Source organism: Oceanicella actignis, assembly GCF_900111545.1.
Taxonomy (GTDB): Bacteria; Pseudomonadota; Alphaproteobacteria; order Rhodobacterales; family Rhodobacteraceae; genus Oceanicella; species Oceanicella actignis.
The window spans coordinates 1-22,631 of record NZ_FOHL01000003.1 but is presented as its reverse complement, the minus strand read 5'-3'; the positions used below and the strand labels follow the sequence as shown (position 1 = coordinate 22,631).

Here is a 22,631-nt window from a genome sequence, read left to right as displayed (position 1 = left end):
TGGGCGCGTGCGAAGCTGTTTGCAAAAGGCCTGCTATTCGACCTTGTGAAAAGATGGTTGCTGCCCCTCCCACTCCACCGGAAACCCCTCCAACAGTCGCCCCAGCGTCATCTCCGGCCCCTGCTTCCCATCCAGGATCGCCTCGACGATTTCCGGCGCAAGCAGCGTGAGGCGCAGGACGCGGGTCATGTAGGAGGGGGCGATCCCTTCGCGCTCGGCCAGTTCGGCGATGGTATTGAATTCGCCTGATTCCAGCATGCGCTTCCAGCGGAAGGCGCGGGCGAGCGCCTTGATCAGGGTGTTGTCGATACGGCGCTGCACCGGTGCGCCATCGGGAAGCTGCACCTCCTTGCGCCCGCCGCGTTTGACCACGCGGAACGGGACGTGCAGGGTTATGGTGTCGGGCGTGGCTCTGGTCATGCGGCTTTCTTCCCGCTGCCGGCCAACATCTCGCGCGCGAGGCCGTGCAGGCCGTCGACCCGCAGTCGGATATCCAGCCCCTCGGTGCCGATGTCGATGCGCTCCACGAGCAGCGCCACGATGCGCGCCTGCTCGGCGGGGAAGAGCTCGTCCCACAGCGGGTCGAGTTGCTGCAGGGCGGTGCGGGCGTCGGCCTCGGTGATGTTGGCGTCCTGCGCCGTTGCGGCCTTCCACGTCCCCGCCACGATCTCGGGCTGGCGGAACACGGCACGGAGCCGGTCGATGACAGCGGCTTCGATTTCACCGGCGGGTACGCGGCCGATCGGACAGGATCCGGCACCGTGCTTCAGAACTGTCTGGCTGACATAGTACCGGTAGAGGCGCCCGCCCTTGCGGGTATGGGTGGGCGAGAACGCCGCGCCATCCGGCCCGAAGAGCAGCCCCTTCAGGAACGCCGGCGTCTCGGCGCGGGTGCGGGCGGCGCGCTTCCGAGGGCTCTCCTGCAGGATGGCGTGGACGCGGTCCCACGTCTCGCGGTCGATGATGGCGTCGTGCTCGCCCGGGTAGCTCTGCCCCTTGTGGACCGCCTCGCCGATATAGGCGCGGTTGTTGAGCATCCGGTAGAGGTACTTCTTGTCGATCCGGTTGCCGCGCGGCGTGCGAATGCCGCGCTTCGAGACCTCGCGCGCCAGTTCCGTGCCCGATCCGATCTCGAGGAAGCGGGCAAAGATCCAGCGCACATGTTCCGCGCGCTCATCGTCGATGACCAGCTTGCGGTTTTCGACGCGGTAGCCGTATGGCGGCACCCCGCCCATCCACATGCCCTTCTTGCGCGAGGCGGCGACCTTGTCGCGGATGCGCTCGGCCGTCACCTCGCGCTCGAACTGGGCGAAGGAGAGCAGGATGTTGAGCGTCAGCCGGCCCATCGACGTGGTTGTGTTGAAGGACTGCGTGACCGAGACGAAGGTCACGCCGTTGCGGTCGAACACCTCCACCAGCTTGGCGAAGTCGGCGAGCGAGCGGCTGAGGCGGTCGATCTTGTAGACCACCACCACATCGACCAGCCCTTGCTCGATATCGGCGATCAGCCGCTTCAATCCGGGCCGCTCCAGCGTGCCGCCGGAGATGCCGCCATCGTCATAGCGGTCGCGCACCAGCACCCATCCCTCGGAGCGCTGGCTGGCGATGTAAGCCTCGCAGGCCTCCCGCTGGGCGTCGAGGCTGTTGAACTCCTGCTCGAGCCCTTCTTCCGAGGACTTGCGGGTATAGACGGCGCAGCGGCGCTTGATCTTCATGTCCGTCATGCGCGCCTCCGGTTCTTGAGTCCGAAGAACACCCAGCCGTTCCAGCGTGTGCCGGTGATGGCTCGGGCGATTGCCGAGAGCGACTTGTAGGGCCGGCCCTGCCACTCGAAGCCGTCGGCGGTGACGGTGACGACATGCTCGACGCCCTGCCATTCGCGGATCAGCCGCGTGCCGGCGATGGGCGTGAGATCGGCCCGGACGCGGCTTTTCTTGCGGTCACCGCCGTCGAGGTCTTCTCCGAGCTTTTCCAGCCGCCGGACGGTCTCCGGCTTCAACCCGCCATAGGCGAGCTCCTGGATGCGGTAGGCCAGCCGGCTTTCCAGGTAGCGGCGGTTGAAAGGCGGCGGCTCGCTGTCGAACAGCTCGCGCCACTTGGCCTTCAATTCCGACGTCTTCATGGTCTTGAGCGCGGCCAGCCGCGCGGGGATGGGATCGTGCGGGTTCATGCGGTCCTCCGTTCGGTTGGACCCGCACTACCGCTCTGGTCGAGCGAGTTGTGTAGCGGAAGTTCTCCTTCTCTCTCGATATGTTGCCCGTTCTCCCGCATCCGCAGGCGGACCAGCCCGGCCGCCAACAGGCGGCAGAGTTCCGCGCGGCGCTCGGCCGGGAACAGCAGGTCGGGTGGCAGGGGATTGGGGCGTTTCATGCGGCGGCGCGGTCCATGTCGCGCAGCACCGCCGCGCGGATCGCGGCTCGGTTCCAGCAGAAGTTCAGATGGCAGTTGGCGGCGTATTTCGACAGTCCGAAATCCATGCCGCTGGTCTCGTAACCGGCGCGCTGCAGCAGTTCGATCTGCCGCATGCTGGCGGGATCGTTGAGCCAGCGTTTGCTCTTGGCGGCCGCGCTGGAGGTCTCGGTCATGCGCAGGAAATCGTCGGCCGCCGCCAGCGCCTGCACCCGTGTGCCGACCGCAAGGGGGCGGATCGCCTGGCCCCTGGGCCGGCCGAGCGCATGCCACAATGTTCCGTCGTGGAACACGCCGGCCCAGCCCTGGAAGCCGCTGGCCATCAGCGCCTGGCCGTCGCCATGCAGATCGCACCAGAAGAAGGGAGACCGATCCAGAAGGTCGATCTCGGTCATCTCGAAAGCGGTCAGCAGGCGCTTCTCGCCGATCTCTCGGGTGAAGATGTGGCCGCAGAGATCGCAGATGGAGGCGCCAAGCGGCAGTTCGGCCTCGCAGGACGGGCAGGTCTTCCACGGGCGCTCGCCGGGCGGTGTCTCGTCCTCGTCGAGGTCGATCTCCTGTTCGAGCGTGCCATGGCGAAGCGCCGCGCCCGCGAAATCCAGCACGATGCAGTCGGTCTTCACGATACCGGGGAAGCGTTCGGGATCGACCCGGCGCAGCCCGCGTCCGACCGCCTGAATGAAGGTGCCCTTGTGCAGCATGGGGCGCAGGATGCCGATGCAGCCCACGGGCTGGCTGTCGAAGCCTTCCGTCAGCACCATGCAGTTGGTGAGCACCTGAACCTCGCCCCGGTCGAAGCGGGCGATGAGGTCCGCGCGCGCCCGCGCCGGCATGTCTCCCGTGATCGCCTCGGCCGAAACGCCGGCGGCCCGAAACGCTTCGGCCACCGCTTGGGCATGGTCCACGGTCGCGCAGAAGAAGATCGTGCGCCGGTCGGCGGCCTTGTCGGCCCAGTGTTCGACCACGGCCTCGTTGAGCACGGCGCGATTGAGCACCTTGCCGGCCTGGCGCATGTCGAAATCGCCGGCGGTGCTGTCGATACCGGAGAGTTCATCCTCGATCCCGAGGTCGATGGTGAAGGTCCGGGGCGGGACCAGCAGGCCACGCGCGATGAGCGTGCCGATGCGCAGGTGATAGCCGACATTGCTGAAGGTCTTGCGCAAGCTGCGGCCATCGCCGCGGCCGGGCGTGGCGGAGAGGCCGAGCAGCTTCAGGCCCGGGTTGGCCTCGCGCGCATGGGCGAGGATGGCCTGATAGCTCGCGGCGGCCGCGCGGTGGCATTCGTCGATCACCAGATGGCTCAGCTTCGGCATGGAGACGCGGCGGTGTTCCCGGGCGAGCGTCTGCACGCTGCCGAAGATCACCTGGCCGTCCCAGCAATCCCGCTCTGCCTTCACCACCGATGTGCCGAGGCCCGAGATCTGGCCGATCGCCGACCGGTTCTGATCGATGAGCTCATCGGTGTGCTGGAGCACGAGCACCCTGGCTTCGCGGTCCCGCTCGGCCTGTTCGCCGACATAGAAGCCGGCGATGGCCGTCTTGCCGGCTCCGGTCGGCAGCACGAGCATGGTATTGCCGTGCTCGGCCGTGCGGTCATGGGCGGCGTCGACCGCCGCCCGCTGATAATCGCGTGGGATCATGGCGTCCTCCCTCAGCGCGCCCAGAAGGGTGCGCCGCTGGCGGAGGGCGCTGCGGGAGCGGACGGCGCCGGGGGCGTCTGCGGCGCGGGCGACACCGCCCCCATCACGCTGGCATATTGCGCGTGCTCGGGGCCGATCGCCGCCTTGATCACGTTGCGCCCGGCATCGTCGGGGTTGTTGCGGTCTTTCTCGACGCCGACCTTGGCCACGAAATCGAGCCCGTTCAGATCGCCGAGGCTGCGGATCATCCGCGCCGCGCGTGCCGCTTCGGACTGATCGCTGGCCTTGATGCCGCGCGCCGATTCCAGAATGCCGCGGATCAGGGCCCGGCCACGGTTGGCATAGGTGTCCTCGCCGCGCTCGTTGACGCTTTTCCCCTTGAAACCGATGCGCGTGTAGATGCGCCGCCGTGCATGGGGGCCTTCCAGCACCACGGTTTCGGTGTTGAGGTAGAGCGCGCTGCTGGTGCGGCTCTGGGTGAGCCAGCCCTCGGGGCCGGCGCCGCCGGGGCGAATGGTCAGCGTCACCTTGACGAGGGTGTTTGCCGGGATCAGGTCGAATGCGGCGTCCTGGGCCTCGGCGCCGTTGAAATCCATGTTGTCCGCCATGGGTCAAGCTCCTTTCGTCATGGGGTTCGGCCGGGCCGGCGCCTGCGGCAGATCGAAGTCGAGATCGGCGCTCGCCTGCGCGCCGGAGCCCGCGCGGATCTTCGCCATCAGCCGGCCGAGATGGGCCTGCTCGATCATCGAGAGCCGGCCGCTGCGATCTTTCGCCGGAAAGCCGAAATCGTTGATCGTGGTGCAGACGAAGGCGCGGAACGGCTCGCCTTCCTGGGGGCGGATTTCGGCGAGGGTGATGACCTCGTCGACGATGCCGGGCAACTCCAGGCCGGTTTTCGAGCCTTCGATCTGCATCGCGAAATACGGCTTGCCGAAATCGTCGATCTTCCGGTCGAGCAGGCCCACGAGCCAGATGTTCTTGCGCGGCGTGTGCTGCAGATGCGTGAGCCAGCCGATCATTTCCTGGCCAAGCAGCCCATAGGCGCCCCGCAGGTCGAGCTTGCCGCTGCGGTCCGACTGCGCCTGCGGCTGCCCCTTGCACCACTGCATGCAGATGCGCGAAGCGACAGAGATCGAGTCGACGAAGATCGTGTCGTATTTGTCGAGCAGGGACGGATCGCCGAAGGCGGCGCAGACGCGGTCGTAGTCGCGCTGGCTGTAGGGCTGATCCTCGCGCATCGCCGGGTTGGGACCGCCGATCCAGCAGGCGAGATCGCGGGCGCGCTCCCAGTCGCGGACCCGGATTTCGTCGCCGGGCCAGCCCTGCACGGCGAGTTCGCCGGCCTCGAGATTGACGAACAGGGTGCGCTCGGCATCGAGCGTCCAGAGCTGGCTGGTCTTGCCGATGCCGGAGATGCCGGTCAGCACACCCTTGATGCCGCGCACCTCCTTGAGGCGTTTGTCGGCGGTGATGATCTTCAGCGGGGCGGGTTGGAAGGGCGCGCTCATTTGCGCGCCTCCAGGTCGCGGACAGCCGCCGCGACGGCGTTGTCGCCGCCCTTCGCGCCCTGACGCCGTGCCATGCGCAGCACATCCTCCAGCGCCATGATGGTCTGGCCGAGGCTGCGGCGTTCTTCCTCGAGCGCGACCAGGGCAAAGGCGATGTCGTCGACGCTTGCACGGTCCAGAGGGCGCGTGCGCGCCGGGCGTTCGGCCAGCGACGGGACGGCGATGGTATCGGGAAGCGCTGCCAGCCAGGTCGTCTGGCGGAGTTTTTCGAGGGGGGATTTGAACATCTGCTGCTCCTTTTCGTCTTGCCCAGGGATCGTCCGTAAGGTGTCTGCTGCCGGGCCCGACGCCGCCCTGGAGCTCGCGGTCGGGGTGTTTCCCTGAGGGTCTTTCATTCCCCCGAAGGCCCGGCATGAATTGGCTTGAGTGCTTGCCCTCACTTACCGGCGCGGGGCCGCAACTGTCGGGGCCGCCTCGAAATACCCGTCGAGACCCATCTCCGTGGCGATCTCGCGGATCCTGCCCAGCCGCTCGTAGATGGTGCTGCGATGCACACCGAGAACTCGCGCTGCTTCCGAGATGCTGAGCTGGCTGACGGCCATCGCGACCTGCCGCGTCGCCGGACAGAGCGCCGCCAGGAGTTTGCCGACATCGCCGCGCAGGCCGGGACCGTGGGCGAGCGAAAACTCATCGACGGGATCGAGCGCCGCGGCTTCGGGCAGGACGTCGGAGAGGGTCAGGCCCCCTTCGTCTTCGCCGAGCGGCGCGTCGAGGCGGAGCATGGCCCGTTCGGTGCGCATGGCGGCGGTCGCGCTCGCAAGCGTGGCCACGCGATTGGCCACGACGCGATCCGCGAAGGTGTCGAACGAGGACTTCGCAGGATCGAAGTTCTTTGCGCGCCTGATCAGGTCGAGGCGCAGTTCCTGCTCGATGTCCTCGGCATCGAGCCCCGGCACGGCGCCCGAGCGCGCCAGGCGCGCTGCGCGGATGCGGATGTTGCGGGAAATGCGGGTGGTGGGATCGACAAGCTGTTGAAGCTGCTCCATGGTTTTCGCCTTCGTCCAGGTGGACGGGCACGCGGCCCGAGTACCCGGCTCCGGCGAAATTTCGCTGGGACGGCGATTGGAGCGGCTTTCTTGCAGCGAAAAACCGCCGAAGAGCCTTGCTCACCGGCGGTTTCACGGCGCAGATTTTTTTCGAGATTTTTTCAGCGGCGTTCCGCGAAATTTCGTTGGCGCTGACCCTGGCGACCCTGTTCGAGATCATCCGCGCTGACGACGAAGCGGGTGACGTAGTCGCCGTCGTCGGTCGGGATGGGCTCGTCGGCAATCCCGAAGCTGTCGCGCAGAACCTTGGACAGGGCCTGCTTCTGTTTCTGGTGCGCAGATTTCTTTTCCGCCTCGGGATGATGAACCGGCAAGCGACCATTCATCCGAGCAAAAGCCTTGAGGTATTTCCAAGCTGCCGTCGGCTTGCCGTTCTTTGCATTCTTCATGCCGAGCTGATCGGGCTCGAAACGCCGTGTCTCGCCCCGGAAGGTGACGTTCAGAACATCGTCGGCGACAAAACGCATGGTGATTTCCTCCCAGCGTGCGTCGGGCGGAAGCGGCCAGGCCAACCCCTGTGCCGAGTCTCCCGCATCGCGCGTGACCGCTTCACGCAACGCCGCGAAGGTGTCGGCTGCAGGACGGGCGAGCGTGAGCGTTCCATTTTCCACGATCATGATATCGGCGAGCGCCATGCGCACGACTCCCGCCCGGTCCAAGGCCGCGATCAAGGCATCGGGCAGCGATGCGACCGTGGGAGTGAGAAGCAGCCGTGGGCCGGGGGTATCGAGCACTTCGGCGAAAGGGCGAGGGTCGGCGTCGGCCGAAGGGCCCGGCAATGCGAGGAACACCGGAAACCCGCGGCCGGCGTAGACATCATGGGTTCCGATGCGGGTGACTGCGCCGGGCGTCGTGTGACCCGGCCGATGCGGCGAAAGCCCAAGCGCCCGGGCGATGCGCTTCGCCAAGTTGGCGCGATCCACGCGCAGAATGGCGATGTCGTCTGCATCGAGGTCGAGGTCGGCACAGGCCTTCGGCCGGTCGCCGCAGACCGCGCGGATCGTGCCGTCGACATGGCGGACGACGCGGCGTGGACAGCCCGCGCCGCCGGGCGAAGGACAGGGCAGCTCCCGCACCCGGCCTGCCTTGCTCAGCAGTTGTTCGGCACTTGCGAGTTCGGTGCCGAGCGTCGCCTGCCATTCCCATCGGCTGGCGGCGGCGTCGGCGAAATCGTCAAGCGTCTTCCAGAACCTCGAAATCCGCATCCTCGTCCGCCTCGCTGGGAACCCGCCAGAAGCCGCGCGCCCGCAGCCAGGCTTCGATGAGATGTTCGTCCTCCTGCCGTTCGTAGCGGGCGATGTTGGCGGGGCGGATGGTCACGGAGCGCTCGCGCTTCGAACCTTCGAAGGCGAAGCGGAAAGTCGCGTGCGTATACTGCCCGCCGTTGAGGCGCTTTTGCCAGTTGTCGCCGAACGCCTTGAAAAGATCCTCGGATTTCCGGATCTCCAGTTCCGAGACCTTGCCCGGCCACCGGCGGCCGAATTCCACCAGACGTACGCCGGCGATGCCGTCGATGTCGTCGTGGACGAGCGCTTCGGGGCCGTGTTCGAGAAGCGGCGCGAGCGTATAGCGCTCTGCCAGGTCGAAATAGGCGTCGCTGCCGAACAAGAGCTCACCGAAGGTCTTGAGGTAAAGTTCGCGCTCTCCCTTGGTGGAGGCATTGACGCCCATCTCGTCGGTGGCGCTGTCGTAGATCATCACATCGTGCTGCTGCGGGCGATAGAAGGCATGGCTGCCTTCGCCCTCGTCCTCGTGCTTGCCCTCACGCCGCATGGGGCTGCCGTGCCGGACGAGGATCCAGACCTTTTCGTCGCGGGGAAAGACGAAGATGCGGCTGTTGCGACCCCGGCGCTTCTTCTCGAACCAGTCATCCATCCGGTTCTGGATCGCCGTTGCCATCTCGGGCGGGATGTCTGGCAAGGCCTTCTTTGCCTTCGCCGGGCGCGAGCCCGCGAAATACATGAAGTTCGAGCGCTTGAAGGCCACTGTTTCGGCGTGCTGGCGCTGCAGGAGCATCGGGTTCGCGAGCCAGATCTGGACGGAAACATCGGCTGCGGTCGGTTCGTGCTCGGCATCGATCGCGATCCCTGCCGCCTCGGCCTGTTCGAGCAATTCCTCCATGCTCTCGTGGCTTGCCGTCTCGTGCACGTAATAGAGCGCATCGACCATCTCGTCGGGGACGTTTTCGTCCGGGTTCATGAGGATGGCGGCGATGTCCTCGAGCGGCAGCTCGTCGACAGGCGCGGCGGCAAGATCAAGCCCCCGGCCTTTGAAATATGTGTTCCACCTGGAAAGGAACGTCTTCAGACGCTCTGGCGAAATCTGCTTCAGGCGATCGGGGTTGGTGAAAATTCTTGGATTGAATGAAGGCATCAGAATCGCTCCGTCCAGGCTGCTCGTGAGGCGAGACTAGGCACGCGCGGGGCTCGCCACAAGATTGTGTTCGCGAAAAGTTCCATCTTCCTGATCCGACAGGCCGAGAGCCGCGCCGGTATGTGAGGAAAGGCAGCTGGAGCTTTTCCCCATGATCGCAGTTTTCGATCGCGCCCGGCGCGGTCCCGTCCCCTCATTTCTCACCCGCATCGCGCGCATCGCGGGAGGCGTTTCATGATCGATCCGGACGCACGCGAGCGGCAAGCGCTTCAAACCGCCATGAAATTCATGGGCGAGCTGATGGCCGAGATCGGCTGGGCGACCCGTTTCAACGAACTTTCGGCCGAGCAGGCCCGTGCGCTCGCCGAAGCCGCCATCGATGGCTTTCAGGAGGCCATGGCCGCCTCGGCGCCGAAGACCGACATGGAGATTCCCTTCTGATGGAGGCGCTTCTGGACTTCAACCATCGGGACAAGAAACCCGATTTCGCGGATACGGTGAATGCCCTCATCGACGCCGCCCTGACAGCCGAGAATGCGGGCCGACCTGCGCGCGACTATCTCGGGGGCAGCCGGCTGGGCGATGCCTGCCAGCGGCGGCTTCAATACGAATACCTCAAGGTGCCGAAGGACGACGGCGCGGACTTTACCGGGCGCTCCTTGCGCATCTTCGCGCTTGGTCATGTCCTCGAGGATCTCGCCATCGACTGGCTGCGCAAGGCCGGTTTCGATCTCAGAACCCGCAACCGCCATGGCGAACAGTTCGGCTTCTCCGCCGCTGGCGGCCGCCTGCAGGGGCACGCCGATGGCGTCATCGTGGCGGCGCCGAACTCACTGGCGGTTCCGGCGCTCTGGGAGTGCAAGTCGGCCAACGCGAAGAACTGGCGCGACATCGCCAGGCGCGGCGTGGTCAAGGCGAAGCCGATCTATGCGGCGCAGATCGCGCTCTATCAGGCCTATCTCGGGCTCACCGAAGCGCCCGCGCTCTTTACCGCGATCAACAAGGACAGCTGCGAGATCTGGCACGAGCTGGTCCCGTTCGACGCCGAACGCGCGCAGGCCGCGAGCGACAAGGCGGTGCGGATCCTGCGCGCCTGCGACGCGGGCGAATTGCTGCCCCGGCACACGGAGGATCCCGAGCATTTCGAATGCCGCTTCTGCGCCTGGAAAGAGAGGTGCTGGGCATGACGGACGCGCCAATGAGCACCGCCGATACTGCGCCCGTTCCCGATCGCGACATGATCGCGACCTACGTCCAGGCGGTGTTCGGCTATTGCGAGCATCTGGTGCCGGTGCGGGCGCTGGCAGAAAAGGGCGCGGCGGACGCACCCCCGCACACACCGTTCCTGCCCGCCGACGACACGCTCGCCGAGATGCTCGCGCGCCAGGCGGACTGGGCGGCGGGCGCGGGCATGGCGCTTTTCGTCGTGCCGGGCACGGTCGAGAATCCCGGCGATGCCCGCGCCGAGCACATCCTGCAGACGCAGGTCGTGCTGGTCGATCTCGACCATGGCGACATCGCGGCAAAACGCACCCATCTGGAACGCCATGTGGGGCGGCCCACGCTGGTCGTCGCCTCGGGCGGTGTGACGGGTGAAGGGCAGCGCAAGCTGCACCTCTACTGGCGCCTGACCGAGCCAGCGGAAGGCGAGGACATCGCCCGCGTTTGCCGCCTTCGGCAGACGATCGCCACCAAGGTCGGCGGCGATCCGGCCTTCAAATCCGCCCATCAGCCGATCCGGGTCGCGGGCAGCATCCACGCCAAGGGCGGCAGCCGACGGCTCGTCGAGATCGTCGATCACGCCGAGATCGACCATGACCTTGGCGAACTCACCGAGGCCATCCTGGCGATGCCGCCGATGGAGGGGGGCGGTGATGACACACTCGATTTCAACGGTGCAGGCCGCGGAGGCAGCTCCGTTCCGGAACTGTTCGGGCGTCCCGTTCGCGAAGGCGGGGTCGATGGCACGACCCGCTTCGACGCGCTTTCGCGCGTCATCGGCTACTGGATCCGTCGGTGCCGCGAGGGGCATGTCACGCCCGCCGAGGCCTGGGACGAGATCAAGGCCTACAACCTCGCCCGCATCGATCCGCCCTGGCCGGAGGACAGGCTGAAAAGGGAAGCCGAGCGGCTCTGGCAGCGCGATCTCGAACGCAACGGGGCCTTCGACGACGATCTGGCTGAAGGCGCGGATGGCGGTGGCGGCGACAATAACGGCCCGACGCCCGTGCGTTTCAGCGAGGACGCGCTCGCGGCGCGCTTTGCCGAGCGGCACGCCGATCGCTGGCGCTACGTGGCCGGATGGGGGCAGTGGCTCACCTGGACCGGGGCCGTCTGGCGGCGCGAGGACACGATGCAGGCCTTCGACCTTGCGCGCCAGGTCTGCCGCGAGGCGGCGGTGCGCGCGCCCTCTGCGCGCATTCGCACCAAGCTGTCATCGGCGGCGACGGTGGCCGCCGTCGAGCGGCTCGCCCGCAGCGATCGCAGGCACGCCAGCACGACCGAGATCTGGGACCGCGACCCCTGGCTTCTGAACACCGGCGATGGCGTGATCGACCTTCGCACCGGCGCGCTATCCGCCCACGATCCACAGCTCTTCATGACCAAGATCGCGGGTGCGGCCTCGAAGGGCGCCTGTCCGACATGGGAGGCGTTCCTTCATACGGTCACGGGCGGTGACGCAGAACTTCAGGCCTATCTGCGCCGGATGGCCGGCTACTGCCTGACCGGCGTGACCACCGAGCATGCGCTCTTTTTCCTTTACGGCACCGGCGCCAACGGCAAATCGGTCTTTGCCAACACGCTGACCGCGATCATGGGCGACTACGCCACCGTCGCGGCCATGGACATGTTCATGGCCACCCATGGCGACCGCCATCCGACCGACATGGCGGGCCTTCGCGGTGCGCGGATCGTCACCTCGATCGAGACCGAACAGGGAAGCCGTTGGGCCGAGAGCAAGCTCAAGGCGCTTACCGGCGGCGACAAGATCACCGCCCGTTTCATGCGGCAGGATTTCTTCGAGTTCATACCGCAGTTCAAGCTGCTGATCGTCGGCAACCACAAGCCGTCGATCCGCAACGTGGACGAGGCGATGCGGCGGCGCCTGCACATGGTGCCCTTCACGGTCACCATCCCGCCCGCCAGACGCGACCGCCGCCTGTCCGACCGGCTTCTGGCCGAGCGTGACGGCATCCTCGCCTGGGCGCTCCGGGGCTGCCTCGAGTGGCAGGAGACCGGACTGCGCCCGCCCGAGGCCGTGATGGCCGCGACCGAGGACTACTTCGAGGCCGAGGACGCGCTCGGTCGCTGGATGGAGGAGTGCTGCGATGTCGGCAGCCGTTCCTACGAGTCCGGATCGACCGAGCTTTTCAACAGCTGGAAGAGCTGGGCCGAGGCGAACGGAGAATACGCCGGCTCGATGAAGCGGTTCTCCGAGACCCTGAGTGCCCGCGGCTTCGAAAAATTCAAGACCAGCACGGTGCGCGGATTTCGCGGGATCGCCGTGAAGGACAACAAGACCGACCTGTTCGAGGGGGACTACAATGACCAGTAAAACAAGGGAAATGGCGGATGTGGCGGGTATCCCCCTTATAGGCGTCACGCGCGCGCACGCGCGCAGGCGAACGGTGTTATCCGGATGTCCCGCCACATCCGCCACGACTGCGTTTTCGGATGATCTCCGCCGTTGGCTTTCGGATCGATGCATCCGTGACCCTGAAGCCTTCACGCCGACCATGACGCTGTTTCGTGACTGGCGGGCCTGGGCACGAGCGCGCGACATTCGGTCAGGATCCGTGAAGCGGTTTTCTCTTGGCGTCGCGGGTCTTGGGTTTGAGAAGTTCAACACTGGGCGGCAGAGAGGCTACCTCGGGATTACGATTGGTACGCAAATCGGTGGCTCGATGTCCTCGGCCGTAATCGCTGAAACGGGTGACAGCGGCCCGGTCAATCGAGCGCCCTGCATCCTCGCGCTCGATCTCGGCACCACGACCGGCTGGGCGCTGCGCGGGCATGACGGTCTGATCACCAGCGGCACGGTCTGCTTCAGACCTCGGCGCTTCGATGGTGGCGGCATGCGCTATCTGCGCTTCACCAACTGGCTGACCGAGATCGACCGGATGTCGGGGCCCATCTCCGCCATCTGGTTCGAGGAAGTTCGGCGCCATGCGGGCACCGACGCGGCCCATGTCTACGGCGGCCTCATGGCCACGCTGACCGCATGGGCCGAGCTGCGCGGCGTGCCTTGCGAGGGCGTGCCCGTCGGCACCATCAAGCGCCATGCGACCGGCAAGGGAAACGCCCCCAAGCATGCGATGATCGAGGCGGCTCGGGCCAGAGGCTTCGACCCCGTGGACGACAACGAGGCCGATGCCATCGCGCTGCTGCTCTGGGCCATCGAGACGAAGGGAGGGCTGGCATGACGCGCCCGGCAATTCTCGAGGAAGCCGCCCATGTGCTCGAAGCCCGTGCCGAGATCTACGGGCCGGCGACAGACGCCCTGCGCGCCATCGCGGCGCGCTGGTCCCTCACGCTGGGCGTGCCCGTCAGCCCCGCACAGGTGGCGCTCTGCATGATCGACCTCAAGCTGGCGCGGCTCGCGCACGATCCCGCGCATCGCGACAGTCTCATGAACGTGATTGGCTACGCGGCGCTGATGTCGGAGGCGAGACGATGAAGACCATGCGCTTTACGCCTCCGGGCTATGGCGGGCGCCGCCGCGATCCCGAACAGGTCAAGCGCGACGGCTGGCGCGAACAGGGCCTGCTGGCGGTCTCCGTGGACGATGAACGGCTGACCTGGCCGGAGCGAGAGCTTGTGCGGCAACTCGGCGAGAAACTTTATGGTCCGCGTTCCTCCAATGCGGGTGAGCGCCATGGATAGATGGACGCCTTCCCTCGTCGAGGCCCGCCTTTCCGAGGCGGCCTTCGTGCTAAAGCGGCTCCCCGAGCCACGACTTCGGGGGTATTTCAGCACTTGGCCCGAGATCATCCACTCCTTCGCCGACAAGGTGGGCCAGGAGCCGAAACGGATGCGCGTGCTGCCCTCGCCGCAGGCGATCAGCCGGATGGAGGAGACGCTTTCGTGGACGGTCGGTCTCGACCCCGTCGACGGAAAGATCGTCTGGCTTCGCGCTTACGGCTATCGCTGGCGCGAGGTCTGCCGCGCGGTCGGACTTCAGCGCGCCTCCGCCCATCATCATTGGGTCTATGCCATGTGTCTGATCGCGCACCGGCTGAACAACCGCCGCCTCAATCCACGGCTTTCCATGCAGCAGGTCATCGACCTCGCACGCGCCGACGACCCGGCGCTGTGAGCATTCTGAAGCCGAGCGAAATTTTTTCCAGACACTTTCGCGATCCTGCCGGTATGTGAGGGGTAAGTTCGATCGGTGTATCGGAAGACCACCCAAACAAGGCCACGGTTCCTTCTGGGCCGAATACGTATGCTGGCGGGCTTGGCGCGGGATTTCGCCAGCGACAGGGCCGGATTTTTGGGAAGCCACCCGGAATCCGGATCCACCTCCGGCGCCGAAAAATCGTCGTAACATCAAATACATGACCGGACACGCGGGGTGGATGCCCCGTGGATGCCGGAGTCCAGTCCGCAAGCCGGTGGACTCCGCCTCGCCGGAATCCACCACCACTCACGGAACACCACCCATGACGCTGAGCTTCGCCCCCGAGCGGATCGAAACCTGGCCGCTGTCAAGGCTTCAGCCCTACGCGAAGAACGCCAAGGTCCACGGGGCCGATCAGGTGGCGAAGATCGCCGCCAGCATGGCCGAGTTCGGTTGGACCGTCCCGTGCCTCGTCGGCGATGACGGCGAGCTTATCGCCGGACACGGCCGCGTTCTGGCCGCAACGCAGCTCGGGCTGACCGAAGCGCCGGTGATCGTCCTCGGCCACCTGACCGAGGCGCAGCGGCGCGCTTACCGCATCGCGGACAACAGGCTGACGGAACTCGGAAGCTGGGATGAGGCGCTGCTCTCGGCCGAACTGCAGGACCTGCTGGCGGACGACTACGACCTGTCGCTGGTCGGTTTCTCGGATGGCGAACTCGACAAGCTGCTGGCCTTTGATCCGGACGGGGGCGGTGAAGAAGAAGGTGGCGCTGGAGGCTCCGTGCCTCCGGTGACCATCCCGGAGCCGCCGCGCAACCCGGTGTCGCGCACCGGCGATCTGTGGATCCTCGGCGATCACCGGCTGCTCTGCGGGGACAGCACCAGCCACGACGACGTCCGCCGCCTGATGAACGGCGAGCGCGCGATCCTGTTCGCGACCGACCCGCCGTATCTCGTTGACTATGACGGCTCGAACCACCCGACCCGGAACAAGGATTGGTCGGCGTCCTACGGCACGACATGGGACGACAGTTCGCAGGGGGCCGAGCTCTACGACGGCTTCATCGCCGCCGCCGTGGCGGAAGCCATCACCGAGGATGCGGCCTGGTACTGCTGGCACGCCTCGCGACGGCAGGCCATGCTCGAAGCCTGCTGGGAGAAGGCGGGCGCCTTCGTCCACCAGCAGATCATCTGGGTGAAGGACCGCGGGGTTCTGACCCGGTCGCATTACCTCTGGAAGCACGAGCCCTGCTTCATGGGCTGGCGCCGCCCGAACCGCCCGCCGAAGGTCTCCGATGAGACGCTGCCCTCGACCTGGGAGATGCCGTCCTTCGCCAAGGACGAGCGGCCCGACCACCCGACGCCGAAACCGCTCGACGCGTTCGGCATTCCGATGCGCCAGCATGTGTCCCGCGGCGGGCTCTGCTACGAGCCGTTCTCCGGCTCCGGCTCGCAGATCATGGCCGGCGAAGCCAACGGCCGCCGCGTCTATGCCATGGAGATCAGCCCGGCCTACGTCGATGTGGCCGTGGAGCGCTGGCAGGCCGAGACCGGCCGCGACGCAATCCTCGATGGTGACGGCCGGACCTTCGCAGAGGTGAAGGCCGAGCGGCTGGGCGACACGGCGGATGCCGCCCATTCCGAGACCAAGCCCGCAGCCTGAGGCTATGCATGACCTGGCTCTACCTTCCCCCGGCCTGTCTGCCGGGGCCGGAGACCTGTTCGGCCTCTCGCTCTGCTCCGGCGCCGGCGGGCTCGAGCTCGGGCTGCATCTCGCGCTCCCCGGATATCGCGCTGTGGGTTACGTCGAGCGGGAAACCTACGCCGCAGCCACTCTCGTGGCGCGGATGGAAGACGCGTCCCTGGATCAGGCTGTTGTCTGGGACGACGTTGCCAGCTTCGACGGCCGCCCGTGGCGCAATGCTGTGGACATCGTCACTGCGGGCTATCCGTGCCAGCCGTTCAGCGTGGCGGGCAAGCGCCGGGGCTCGGACGACCCGCGCCACCTCTGGCCGCATGTCGCCCGCATCATCGGCGAGGTCGTGCCGCCCTTCGTCTTCCTCGAGAACGTCGCCCATCATCTCCGCCTCGGTTTCCCCGAAGTCGCCACAGGACTGGTCGGCATGGGCTACAGAACTGCGGCGGGCCTCTTCACGGCGGCGGAAGTCGGTGCGCCGCACAAGCGCGAACGGCTCTTCATCCTCGCCCACCGCGAGGGAGACGAACTGGCCGACCCCGCGCGCTTGCTCCGGGACCCGCTCGAGCGGTGGGAACCGGACCGAGATGCTCGCCCGCTGGCCGACCCCGATGGCGAGCGACGGAAACAAGCCGAGCGCGGGCAAGCGCAAGGCGGCCGACCTGACCGGTGTGAGCCGGATGTGGATGACGCCGACAGCGCGGGATCACAAGGACGGGGCGACGACACTGGCGAACACGCCGGTGAATGGCCTTCTTGGCCGCCAGGTCCTGGTGACGCCGAAGGCTGGCGGGCGTTTCTGCGACACGCCCCGGACCTTGAACCCAGCATTCGTCGAGGCGCTGATGGGCTGGCCCACCGGGTGGACCGGCTTCGGCTCTGTGGCAACGGCGTGGTCCCCTTGGTTGCGGCGCATGCGCTTCGAACTTTGGCGGCTGAATTGCTGGCCGACGGATGAGGACGTGGTATGAAACAGAGTCGCACCATGTCGATGGTCGAGGCGGTCGCGAACGTCATCGTCGGCTACGTTCTGGCCATCGCCACGCAGATCGTCGTGTTCCCGTGGTTCGGGATCGAGACTGGGCTGGCTGATCATCTGACCATCGGTCTCGCTTTCGTCGGCGTCTCGCTGTTGCGAGGCTACCTGCTGCGGCGGCTGTTTGAGGCGGCTCGCGTACGAAATTTCCGTTCGCGTCATGACTGACATCGGCTTGTGACCCGTTGCGAGGATCGGGTAGGCTTTTGCCGGGGAGGGTCCAGGATCAATGACGGACGGACAGGAGCACTGGGACACGGTCTATGGCTTGCGCTCGGAAGACGAACTGACCTGGTTCGAGGCAACGCCCTCGGCATCGCTCGAGCTGGTTCGCGCGCATCTGCACCGGGGCGAGCCGTTCATCGATATCGGCGGGGGTGCCTCGCGCCTTGTCGACGCTCTTCTCGCAGAAGGTTTCGGACCTCTCGCGGTGCTGGACCTGTCGGGCGCCGCATTGGCCGTGAGCAGGCAACGCCTCGGCGCGATGGCTGACCAAGTCACCTGGATCAAGGCCGATATCACCAGGTGGGAGCCTGACCGCGACTACGCGCTCTGGCACGATCGCGCAGTCTTCCATTTCCTGACCGACGAAGAGGATCGTGCCGGCTATGTGCGCGCAATGTCCAAGGCACTGCGGCCCGGCGGCATCGCGATCATCGCGACCTTCGCCGAGGACGGGCCGGAGCGGTGCTCGGGATTGCCGGTGGTCCGCTATGCGCCGGAAGAACTTGCCACGGAGATCGAGAGGCTGGCGCCGGGACGGTTCGGTCCGATCCTTGCGAAGCGGCACCTGCATGTCACGCCAAAGGGCAACCGGCAGAGCTTCCAGTTCTCCGTATTCAGGTCAAAACAAAGCTGAAACGAGCACCGCCGCCCGTTTAGGGCGGCGGCTACAGGAATCTGGCGGACCGGGTGTCAATCGCTGGCGATGCGGTAAACCCTCCCGCGCCCCTCGACCTTCTCGGAGGTGATCTTCAAGCCAAGATTCTTCTTGAGCGCGCCGGACATGGCGCCTCTCACTGTGTGCGGCTGCCATCCGGTGGCTTCGACAATCTCGTCGATGGTCGCGCCGCCTTCGGCGCGGAGCATCTCGATCAGCGTCACCTGCTTTGTGCCTTTCCGGCGCTGGACTGGGGCGACCGGCGCTTCGGTCGGCGGGATCTCGTCCGGCGCATCCGTGATCCCGAGGGCGCGGTAGGCGAGCGGGGTGGCGCGCAGCGTGATCGGGCCGCGCTCCTCGTCGTGCCGCCAGACGGTCTCGAGATCGGTCGCCGGGACCTCCTCGATCAGCCCGCGCTTCAGCAGGCTCTTGCAGACATTGCCGACGGCGCCGCCCTTGAGGCTGGCAGTGACGGGGAAGATGGCTCCGTCCTCGCGCGCGCAGGCGGTGGACAGGATGACGGCTTGGGCGTCGGAAAGCTGGATCTGGGTCATGGGGTCGTCTCCTTGATCGGGGCCGCGACCGTCGCGACCCTTCCACGACCCCGAGCCGCGCCTCGGCGCGGCGGGAGTTCCGGCAACGCCGGGGATCATTCGTCGGGCGCGTCCTCACCGAAGGCGAAGGCCGTGATCTCGGCGAGCCGCTCGGCGATGTGGCCGAGGCTGCCGACATGGCTCCAGTTCACCTCGTCCGGGCCGACGTTGAAGTGATCGTCGCTGAGCGCCTGCAGGCGGGCGAGAATCTCGTCGATCTCGGCCTTGCGGGCGACGAAGGCGGTGAGCGCCGCCTCCTGGTTCTTTCGTGCCTTCTCGGCGCGGAGTTCGTGGTGGGGGGTGGTTTGCGGGTTCGGGCGGGTCATGCGTGTTCTCCTCACTTCTTCCGCGCGATCATGGCGAGGATGGCGCAGGCCATGCCGCCCAGATACTCGCTGCGGCGGAAGACGATCTCGTCGATCTCGGTGACGCGGTCGATCTTCGGGTCGACAACCAGGTCATCCGCCATGTGCGGCAGAAGGCGGCGGGCTTCGGCGTTGTAGCGTTCGGTGAGGGTCATGGTGGGCTCCGTGGCTGAGTTGCATCGTCGTCGTGTGATGAACCTTCGCTCCGCGCGCCCGGCTTATCAACTCGATAAGCGCCTGACTTTGAATGATAATCGGAGCCCGTCATGCAGGGCATGAGCGAGCGCCAGTATGCCGCCCGTGTGGGGCTGTCACGCGGCGCGATCCAGAAGGCGAAGGCCACTGGCCGGCTGGTGCTGCACGAGGACGGCAGCATCGACGCGGAGGCGTCCGACAGGCTCAGGGCAGAGGCAACCGACCCGTCGAAGACCAGGAAGGCGCAGAAGCTGAAGCCCGTGTCCGAGGCGGCCGTCTCCGCCGTCGGCGACACGCTGCGGGAACAGGGCCTTACCGCCCCCGCGCCCGGGGGTGGAACCACCTTCCTGCAGGCGAAGACGGCGCATGAGGTGCTGAAGGCGCAGGAGCGGCGCATCCGGCTGCAGAAGCTCAAGGGCGAGCTCGTCGACCGCGCCCGAGCGGAAACGCTCGTGTTCCGGCTCGCGCGCGAGGAACGCGACGCATGGGTGAACTGGCCGGCGCGGGTGGCCGCGCTGATGGCGGCGGAACTGGGAGCGGATACGGCGGCCATGCAGAAGGTTCTGGAGGCCCATGTCCGCGCCCATCTCGAGGAACTCGCCCAGCCCCGGATCGCCCTCTGACGAGGTCGCGCAGTTCGACGGGGCGGAGGCGCTGCTGCGGGCCTGGGGGCGCGGGCTCACGCCCGATCCGTGGCTCACGGTCTCGGAATGGGCCGACAGGCATCGCTGGCTGAGCTCGCGCGCGAGCGCGGAACCGGGTCGCTACCGGACGGACCGCACGCCCTACATGCGGGCCATCATGGACGCGCTATCGCCCGGCCATCCGGCGCAGCGGGTGGTGTTCCAGAAAGCCGCGCAGGTCGGGGCGACGGAAGCCGGCAACAACTGGATCGGCTTCGTGATCCACCATGCGCCGGGGCCGATGCTGGCGGTCCAGCCGACGGTGGAGCTGGCCAAGCGGAACTCGCGCCAGCGGATCGACCCGCTGATCGAGGAAAGCCCGGCGCTGAAGGAGCGCGTCCGCCCCGCGCGGGCGCGGGACAGCGGCAACACGCAGCTGTCGAAGGATTTCCCCGGCGGCGTGCTGGTGATGACCGGCGCCAACTCCGCTGTGGGCCTGCGCTCGATGCCGGCGCGTTACGTCTTCCTCGACGAGGTCGACGCCTATCCGGCCTCGGCTGACGAGGAAGGCGACCCGGTCGGGCTTGCCGAGGCACGCTCGCTCACCTTCGCGCACCGGCGCAAGGTGTTCCTGGTCTCGACGCCCACGATCCGTGGCGTCAGCCGGATCGAGCGCGAATACGAGGCGAGCGACCAGCGGCGCTTCTTCGTGCCATGCCCGCATTGCGGCGCGATGCAGTGGCTGCGGTTCGAACGGCTGCGCTGGGAGAAAGGCAAACCGGAGACGACGGCGTATCATTGCGATGCCTGCGACGAGCCGATCCAGGAGCAGCACAAGCCGGCGATGCTCTCGCTTGGCGAATGGCGCCCGACTGCCGAGGCGCGCGATGCGCGGACGGTGGGGTTCCATCTCTCGGCGCTCTATTCGCCGCCGGGGTGGAAGAGCTGGGCCGACATCGCGCGCGACAAGGAGGCGGCGGCGGGCTCGGACGAGGCCGAGCGGGTGTTTCGCAACACGGTGCTCGGCGAGACATGGATCGAGACCGGCGACGCGCCCGACTGGCAGCGGATCGCCGAGCGGCGCGAGGACTGGCCGGCGGGCACGGTGCCGGAGCGGGGCCTGTTCCTCACCGCCGGCGCGGATGTGCAGAAGGACCGGATCGAGGTCGATGTCTGGGCCTGGGGCCGTGGGCTGGAGAGCTGGCTCGTCGATCATGTCGTCATCGAGGGCGGCCCGGCGAACCCGGAATGCTGGGACGCGCTGACGGAGCTGCTCGGCCGCAGCTGGCGGCATGTGGGTGGCGCCGAACTCGGCCTCGCGCGGCTCGCCATCGACACGGGCTACGAGACGGCAGCGGTCTATGGTTGGGCGCGCTCGGTCGGCTTCGCGCAGGTGGCGCCGGTGAAGGGCGTCGAGGGCTTCAACCGGGCGAGCCCCGTCTCGGGGCCGACCTATGTCGACGCGACCGTCTCGGGCAAGCGCCTGCGCCGGGGCGCGCGGCTCTGGACCGTGGCGGTGTCGACCTTCAAGGCCGAGACCTATCGCTTCCTGCGGCTGGCGCGCCCGACGGTGGAAGAACTGGAGGAAGGTGCTGCGTTCCCGCCCGGCACGGTGCATCTGCCCGGCTGGGTCGACAGCGAGTGGCTCAAGCAGCTGGTCGCCGAGCAGCTGGTGACGGTGCGCAACCGCCGCGGCTTCGCGAGGCTCGAATGGCAGAAGCTGCGGGAACGCAACGAGGCGCTCGATGCCCGCGTCTACGCCCGCGCTGCCGCCTGGATCGCCGGCGCCGATCGGTGGGGCGAGGCGACTTGGGCCGACCTGGAGGAACAGGTGGGCGTCAGGGGCACGGAACCGGAGCGGTCCGAGGGGCAGGCGCCCGCGGGCCGGATCCATCGCAAACCGGGGCGGCGCGCGCGGCGCGTCTTCCGCTCGAGCTACATGGGGTGAGCCATGCTTGTCGATGACCTGATCGCCCGGCGCGAGGCGCTTCTCGAGGCGCGCTATCGCGGCGTGCGCACCGTCGAGGTGGAGGGACGGCGCATCACCTATGCCTCGGACGCCGAGATGGCCGCGGCCTTGGCCGATATCGAACGGCGCATCGCCGATGCCAGCGCTGGCAGGCGGCGGCGCATCGTGCGGGCCACCGCCAGCAAGGGGCTCTGAATGCGGCGCGCGCTAGGCCAGCTGCGCCGGCGGATCGGCGCCCTCGTCGGCGGCTTCGATGCCGGCCAGGGCGGTCGGCGGCTGAGGCACTTCCAGCCCTCGCGCGCCCATCTCAACACGCTGATCGCGGCCGCCGGGGCCGACATCACCGCCCGCGCGCGCTGGCTCTCGCGCAACAACGGCTATGCGGTGAATGCCGTGGAAAGCTGGGCCGGCAACGTCGTGGGCGCCGGGATCAAGCCCTCCTCGCTCATCGCCGATGCCGATCTGAAGGCACGGGTGCAAAGGCTCTGGCTCGACTGGACCGACGAGGCGGATGCCGAGGGCTTCACCGACTTCTACGGGCTGCAGCGGCGTGCCGCACGCGAGGTGTTCATCGCGGGCGAGGTGTTCTTCCGCTTCCGCCCGCGCCGCCCCGAGGACGGGCTGCCGGTGCCGCTGCAATTGCAGATGATCCCCTCGGAGATGCTGCCGCTCACCCGAAACGAGCCCTTGCCCGGCGGCGGGGCGATCCGCCAGGGGATCGAGTTCGATGCCATCGGCCACCGCGTGGCCTACCACTTCCTGCGCCGCCATCCGGGCGATGTGACCGATCCGGGGCTGGCCGGCGAGACCGTGCGCATCCCGGCCTCGGAGATTGTCCACGTAGTCGATCCGGTCGATGCCGGGCAGCTGAGAGGCGTGTCGCGCTTCGCCCCG

General features: G+C 67.2%; 28 protein-coding genes. 15 read left to right on the top strand and 13 right to left on the bottom strand.

Translation table 11 applies throughout. From position 1 onward, the window contains the following. Nucleotides 1–33: 33 nt before the first annotated feature. The 10 genes from BMW67_RS05410 to BMW67_RS05360 form a co-directional block, all read right to left on the bottom strand. The gene (locus BMW67_RS05410; RefSeq protein ID WP_072746519.1) at nt 34–420 is read right to left on the bottom strand and encodes a hypothetical protein; all 387 of its coding nucleotides are present in this window, start codon (nt 418–420) and stop codon (nt 34–36) included. Beyond that, nucleotides 417–1,724, bottom strand: coding sequence for a recombinase family protein (locus tag BMW67_RS05405; protein WP_072746520.1), 1,308 nt, complete (start codon nt 1,722–1,724; stop codon nt 417–419). The genes BMW67_RS05410 and BMW67_RS05405 overlap by 4 nt, the downstream gene beginning before the upstream one ends. After that, on the bottom strand, nt 1,721–2,170 hold the full coding sequence (locus tag BMW67_RS05400; RefSeq protein ID WP_072746521.1) for a DUF2924 domain-containing protein: 450 nt from the start codon (nt 2,168–2,170) through the stop codon (nt 1,721–1,723). Before BMW67_RS05400 ends, BMW67_RS05405 begins: the two co-directional genes overlap by 4 nt. A gap of 196 nt (nt 2,171–2,366) precedes the next feature. Beyond that, nucleotides 2,367–4,049: a DEAD/DEAH box helicase gene (locus tag BMW67_RS05390; RefSeq protein WP_072746523.1), complete on the bottom strand. Its 1,683-nt coding sequence runs from the start codon at nt 4,047–4,049 to the stop codon at nt 2,367–2,369. A gap of 11 nt (nt 4,050–4,060) precedes the next feature. Next, on the bottom strand, nt 4,061–4,657 hold the full coding sequence (locus tag BMW67_RS05385) for a hypothetical protein (protein WP_072746524.1): 597 nt from the start codon (nt 4,655–4,657) through the stop codon (nt 4,061–4,063). Between the two features lie 3 nt (nt 4,658–4,660). Next, on the bottom strand, nt 4,661–5,557 hold the full coding sequence (locus tag BMW67_RS05380) for an ATP-binding protein (protein ID WP_072746525.1): 897 nt from the start codon (nt 5,555–5,557) through the stop codon (nt 4,661–4,663). Next, a complete protein-coding gene (locus BMW67_RS05375) occupies nt 5,554–5,844 on the bottom strand; it encodes a hypothetical protein (protein WP_072746526.1) in 291 nt (96 codons plus the stop codon). The genes BMW67_RS05380 and BMW67_RS05375 overlap by 4 nt, the downstream gene beginning before the upstream one ends. Before the next feature lie 153 nt (nt 5,845–5,997). Further along, nucleotides 5,998–6,603 (bottom strand): helix-turn-helix domain-containing protein, encoded by a 606-nt coding sequence (locus tag BMW67_RS05370; protein WP_072746527.1) that lies wholly within the window; start codon nt 6,601–6,603, stop codon nt 5,998–6,000. 161 nt (nt 6,604–6,764) lie between these two features. Further along, nucleotides 6,765–7,868, bottom strand: a complete 1,104-nt coding sequence (locus tag BMW67_RS05365; RefSeq protein WP_072746528.1) for a hypothetical protein — start codon at nt 7,866–7,868, stop codon at nt 6,765–6,767. Beyond that, nucleotides 7,837–9,036: a hypothetical protein gene (locus tag BMW67_RS05360; RefSeq protein ID WP_072746529.1), complete on the bottom strand. Its 1,200-nt coding sequence runs from the start codon at nt 9,034–9,036 to the stop codon at nt 7,837–7,839. The genes BMW67_RS05365 and BMW67_RS05360 overlap by 32 nt, the downstream gene beginning before the upstream one ends. Nucleotides 9,037–9,270: 234 nt before the next feature. Between BMW67_RS05360 and BMW67_RS05355 the strand changes: the two genes are divergently transcribed. From BMW67_RS05355 to BMW67_RS05305, 11 genes are all read left to right on the top strand, one after another. Beyond that, a complete protein-coding gene (locus BMW67_RS05355; protein WP_072746530.1) occupies nt 9,271–9,477 on the top strand; it encodes a DUF6511 domain-containing protein in 207 nt (68 codons plus the stop codon). Next, nucleotides 9,477–10,223, top strand: a complete 747-nt coding sequence (locus tag BMW67_RS05350) for a PD-(D/E)XK nuclease family protein (RefSeq protein ID WP_072746531.1) — start codon at nt 9,477–9,479, stop codon at nt 10,221–10,223. Before BMW67_RS05355 ends, BMW67_RS05350 begins: the two co-directional genes overlap by 1 nt. Before the next feature lie 11 nt (nt 10,224–10,234). After that, a complete protein-coding gene (locus tag BMW67_RS05345) occupies nt 10,235–12,592 on the top strand; it encodes a phage/plasmid primase, P4 family (RefSeq protein WP_218139755.1) in 2,358 nt (785 codons plus the stop codon). Nucleotides 12,593–12,941: 349 nt separating this feature from the next. Then, nucleotides 12,942–13,460, top strand: a complete 519-nt coding sequence (locus tag BMW67_RS05340) for a crossover junction endodeoxyribonuclease RuvC (protein WP_072746533.1) — start codon at nt 12,942–12,944, stop codon at nt 13,458–13,460. Further along, nucleotides 13,457–13,714 (top strand): DUF6378 domain-containing protein, encoded by a 258-nt coding sequence (locus BMW67_RS05335; RefSeq protein ID WP_072746534.1) that lies wholly within the window; start codon nt 13,457–13,459, stop codon nt 13,712–13,714. Before BMW67_RS05340 ends, BMW67_RS05335 begins: the two co-directional genes overlap by 4 nt. Continuing rightward, nucleotides 13,711–13,920 carry a hypothetical protein gene (locus BMW67_RS05330; protein ID WP_425433823.1) on the top strand — a complete coding sequence of 70 codons (210 nt, stop codon included), beginning with the start codon at nt 13,711–13,713 and terminating at the stop codon, nt 13,918–13,920. Before BMW67_RS05335 ends, BMW67_RS05330 begins: the two co-directional genes overlap by 4 nt. Continuing rightward, nucleotides 13,913–14,353: a DUF6362 family protein gene (locus BMW67_RS05325; protein WP_072746535.1), complete on the top strand. Its 441-nt coding sequence runs from the start codon at nt 13,913–13,915 to the stop codon at nt 14,351–14,353. The genes BMW67_RS05330 and BMW67_RS05325 overlap by 8 nt, the downstream gene beginning before the upstream one ends. A gap of 346 nt (nt 14,354–14,699) precedes the next feature. Beyond that, complete coding sequence (locus tag BMW67_RS05320; RefSeq protein WP_072746536.1) at nt 14,700–16,043, top strand: site-specific DNA-methyltransferase; 1,344 nt, start codon at nt 14,700–14,702, stop codon at nt 16,041–16,043. 4 nt (nt 16,044–16,047) lie between these two features. Beyond that, a complete protein-coding gene (locus BMW67_RS05315; protein ID WP_072746537.1) occupies nt 16,048–17,034 on the top strand; it encodes a DNA cytosine methyltransferase in 987 nt (328 codons plus the stop codon). Nucleotides 17,035–17,043: 9 nt separating this feature from the next. Beyond that, nucleotides 17,044–17,280 (top strand): DUF7220 family protein, encoded by a 237-nt coding sequence (locus tag BMW67_RS05310; protein ID WP_072746538.1) that lies wholly within the window; start codon nt 17,044–17,046, stop codon nt 17,278–17,280. A 61-nt stretch (nt 17,281–17,341) separates the two neighbouring features. Beyond that, nucleotides 17,342–17,971, top strand: a complete 630-nt coding sequence (locus BMW67_RS05305; RefSeq protein WP_072746539.1) for a class I SAM-dependent methyltransferase — start codon at nt 17,342–17,344, stop codon at nt 17,969–17,971. 56 nt (nt 17,972–18,027) lie between these two features. Here the strand turns inward: BMW67_RS05305 and BMW67_RS05300 are convergent, their stop codons facing one another. The 3 genes from BMW67_RS05300 to BMW67_RS05290 form a co-directional block, all read right to left on the bottom strand. Further along, a complete protein-coding gene (locus tag BMW67_RS05300; protein WP_091764157.1) occupies nt 18,028–18,546 on the bottom strand; it encodes a DUF3489 domain-containing protein in 519 nt (172 codons plus the stop codon). Nucleotides 18,547–18,641: 95 nt separating this feature from the next. Next, on the bottom strand, nt 18,642–18,911 hold the full coding sequence (locus BMW67_RS05295; protein WP_072748554.1) for a hypothetical protein: 270 nt from the start codon (nt 18,909–18,911) through the stop codon (nt 18,642–18,644). 11 nt (nt 18,912–18,922) lie between these two features. Then, a complete protein-coding gene (locus BMW67_RS05290; RefSeq protein WP_072748555.1) occupies nt 18,923–19,105 on the bottom strand; it encodes a hypothetical protein in 183 nt (60 codons plus the stop codon). Between the two features lie 111 nt (nt 19,106–19,216). On the opposite strand from BMW67_RS05290, the gene BMW67_RS05285 reads away from it, so the two are divergent. From BMW67_RS05285 to BMW67_RS05270, 4 genes are all read left to right on the top strand, one after another. Continuing rightward, nucleotides 19,217–19,768, top strand: coding sequence for a hypothetical protein (locus BMW67_RS05285; RefSeq protein WP_072748556.1), 552 nt, complete (start codon nt 19,217–19,219; stop codon nt 19,766–19,768). Then, on the top strand, nt 19,719–21,716 hold the full coding sequence (locus tag BMW67_RS05280) for a phage terminase large subunit family protein (protein WP_091764155.1): 1,998 nt from the start codon (nt 19,719–19,721) through the stop codon (nt 21,714–21,716). The genes BMW67_RS05285 and BMW67_RS05280 overlap by 50 nt, the downstream gene beginning before the upstream one ends. Before the next feature lie 3 nt (nt 21,717–21,719). Further along, nucleotides 21,720–21,932 (top strand): phage head-tail joining protein, encoded by a 213-nt coding sequence (locus BMW67_RS05275; RefSeq protein ID WP_072748509.1) that lies wholly within the window; start codon nt 21,720–21,722, stop codon nt 21,930–21,932. Beyond that, a partial coding sequence (locus BMW67_RS05270) for a phage portal protein (protein ID WP_125827070.1) occupies nt 21,933–22,631 on the top strand: 699 nt, incomplete at its 3' end.

Excerpts from the sequence above, each read along its gene's own strand:
- BMW67_RS05325 (WP_072746535.1), top strand. The coding sequence starts at position 13,913 with ATGGATAGATGGACGCCTTCCCTCGTCGAGGCCCGCCTTTCCGAGGCG.
- BMW67_RS05355 (WP_072746530.1), top strand. The coding sequence starts at position 9,271 with ATGATCGATCCGGACGCACGCGAGCGGCAAGCGCTTCAAACCGCCATG.
- BMW67_RS05350 (WP_072746531.1), top strand. The coding sequence starts at position 9,477 with ATGGAGGCGCTTCTGGACTTCAACCATCGGGACAAGAAACCCGATTTC.
- BMW67_RS05275 (WP_072748509.1), top strand. The coding sequence starts at position 21,720 with ATGCTTGTCGATGACCTGATCGCCCGGCGCGAGGCGCTTCTCGAGGCG.
- BMW67_RS05340 (WP_072746533.1), top strand. The coding sequence starts at position 12,942 with ATGTCCTCGGCCGTAATCGCTGAAACGGGTGACAGCGGCCCGGTCAAT.
- BMW67_RS05280 (WP_091764155.1), top strand. The coding sequence starts at position 19,719 with ATGTCCGCGCCCATCTCGAGGAACTCGCCCAGCCCCGGATCGCCCTCT.
- BMW67_RS05285 (WP_072748556.1), top strand. The coding sequence starts at position 19,217 with ATGCAGGGCATGAGCGAGCGCCAGTATGCCGCCCGTGTGGGGCTGTCA.
- BMW67_RS05330 (WP_425433823.1), top strand. The coding sequence starts at position 13,711 with ATGAAGACCATGCGCTTTACGCCTCCGGGCTATGGCGGGCGCCGCCGC.
- BMW67_RS05305 (WP_072746539.1), top strand. The coding sequence starts at position 17,342 with ATGACGGACGGACAGGAGCACTGGGACACGGTCTATGGCTTGCGCTCG.
- BMW67_RS05400 (WP_072746521.1), bottom strand. The coding sequence starts at position 2,170 with ATGAACCCGCACGATCCCATCCCCGCGCGGCTGGCCGCGCTCAAGACC.
- BMW67_RS05360 (WP_072746529.1), bottom strand. The coding sequence starts at position 9,036 with ATGCCTTCATTCAATCCAAGAATTTTCACCAACCCCGATCGCCTGAAG.
- BMW67_RS05380 (WP_072746525.1), bottom strand. The coding sequence starts at position 5,557 with ATGAGCGCGCCCTTCCAACCCGCCCCGCTGAAGATCATCACCGCCGAC.
- BMW67_RS05410 (WP_072746519.1), bottom strand. The coding sequence starts at position 420 with ATGACCAGAGCCACGCCCGACACCATAACCCTGCACGTCCCGTTCCGC.
- BMW67_RS05390 (WP_072746523.1), bottom strand. The coding sequence starts at position 4,049 with ATGATCCCACGCGATTATCAGCGGGCGGCGGTCGACGCCGCCCATGAC.
- BMW67_RS05290 (WP_072748555.1), bottom strand. The coding sequence starts at position 19,105 with ATGACCCTCACCGAACGCTACAACGCCGAAGCCCGCCGCCTTCTGCCG.
- BMW67_RS05365 (WP_072746528.1), bottom strand. The coding sequence starts at position 7,868 with ATGCGGATTTCGAGGTTCTGGAAGACGCTTGACGATTTCGCCGACGCC.
- BMW67_RS05335 (WP_072746534.1), top strand. The coding sequence starts at position 13,457 with ATGACGCGCCCGGCAATTCTCGAGGAAGCCGCCCATGTGCTCGAAGCC.
- BMW67_RS05320 (WP_072746536.1), top strand. The coding sequence starts at position 14,700 with ATGACGCTGAGCTTCGCCCCCGAGCGGATCGAAACCTGGCCGCTGTCA.
- BMW67_RS05375 (WP_072746526.1), bottom strand. The coding sequence starts at position 5,844 with ATGTTCAAATCCCCCCTCGAAAAACTCCGCCAGACGACCTGGCTGGCA.
- BMW67_RS05295 (WP_072748554.1), bottom strand. The coding sequence starts at position 18,911 with ATGACCCGCCCGAACCCGCAAACCACCCCCCACCACGAACTCCGCGCC.
- BMW67_RS05300 (WP_091764157.1), bottom strand. The coding sequence starts at position 18,546 with ATGACCCAGATCCAGCTTTCCGACGCCCAAGCCGTCATCCTGTCCACC.
- BMW67_RS05385 (WP_072746524.1), bottom strand. The coding sequence starts at position 4,657 with ATGGCGGACAACATGGATTTCAACGGCGCCGAGGCCCAGGACGCCGCA.
- BMW67_RS05405 (WP_072746520.1), bottom strand. The coding sequence starts at position 1,724 with ATGACGGACATGAAGATCAAGCGCCGCTGCGCCGTCTATACCCGCAAG.
- BMW67_RS05315 (WP_072746537.1), top strand. The coding sequence starts at position 16,048 with ATGCATGACCTGGCTCTACCTTCCCCCGGCCTGTCTGCCGGGGCCGGA.
- BMW67_RS05310 (WP_072746538.1), top strand. The coding sequence starts at position 17,044 with ATGAAACAGAGTCGCACCATGTCGATGGTCGAGGCGGTCGCGAACGTC.
- BMW67_RS05345 (WP_218139755.1), top strand. The coding sequence starts at position 10,235 with ATGAGCACCGCCGATACTGCGCCCGTTCCCGATCGCGACATGATCGCG.
- BMW67_RS05370 (WP_072746527.1), bottom strand. The coding sequence starts at position 6,603 with ATGGAGCAGCTTCAACAGCTTGTCGATCCCACCACCCGCATTTCCCGC.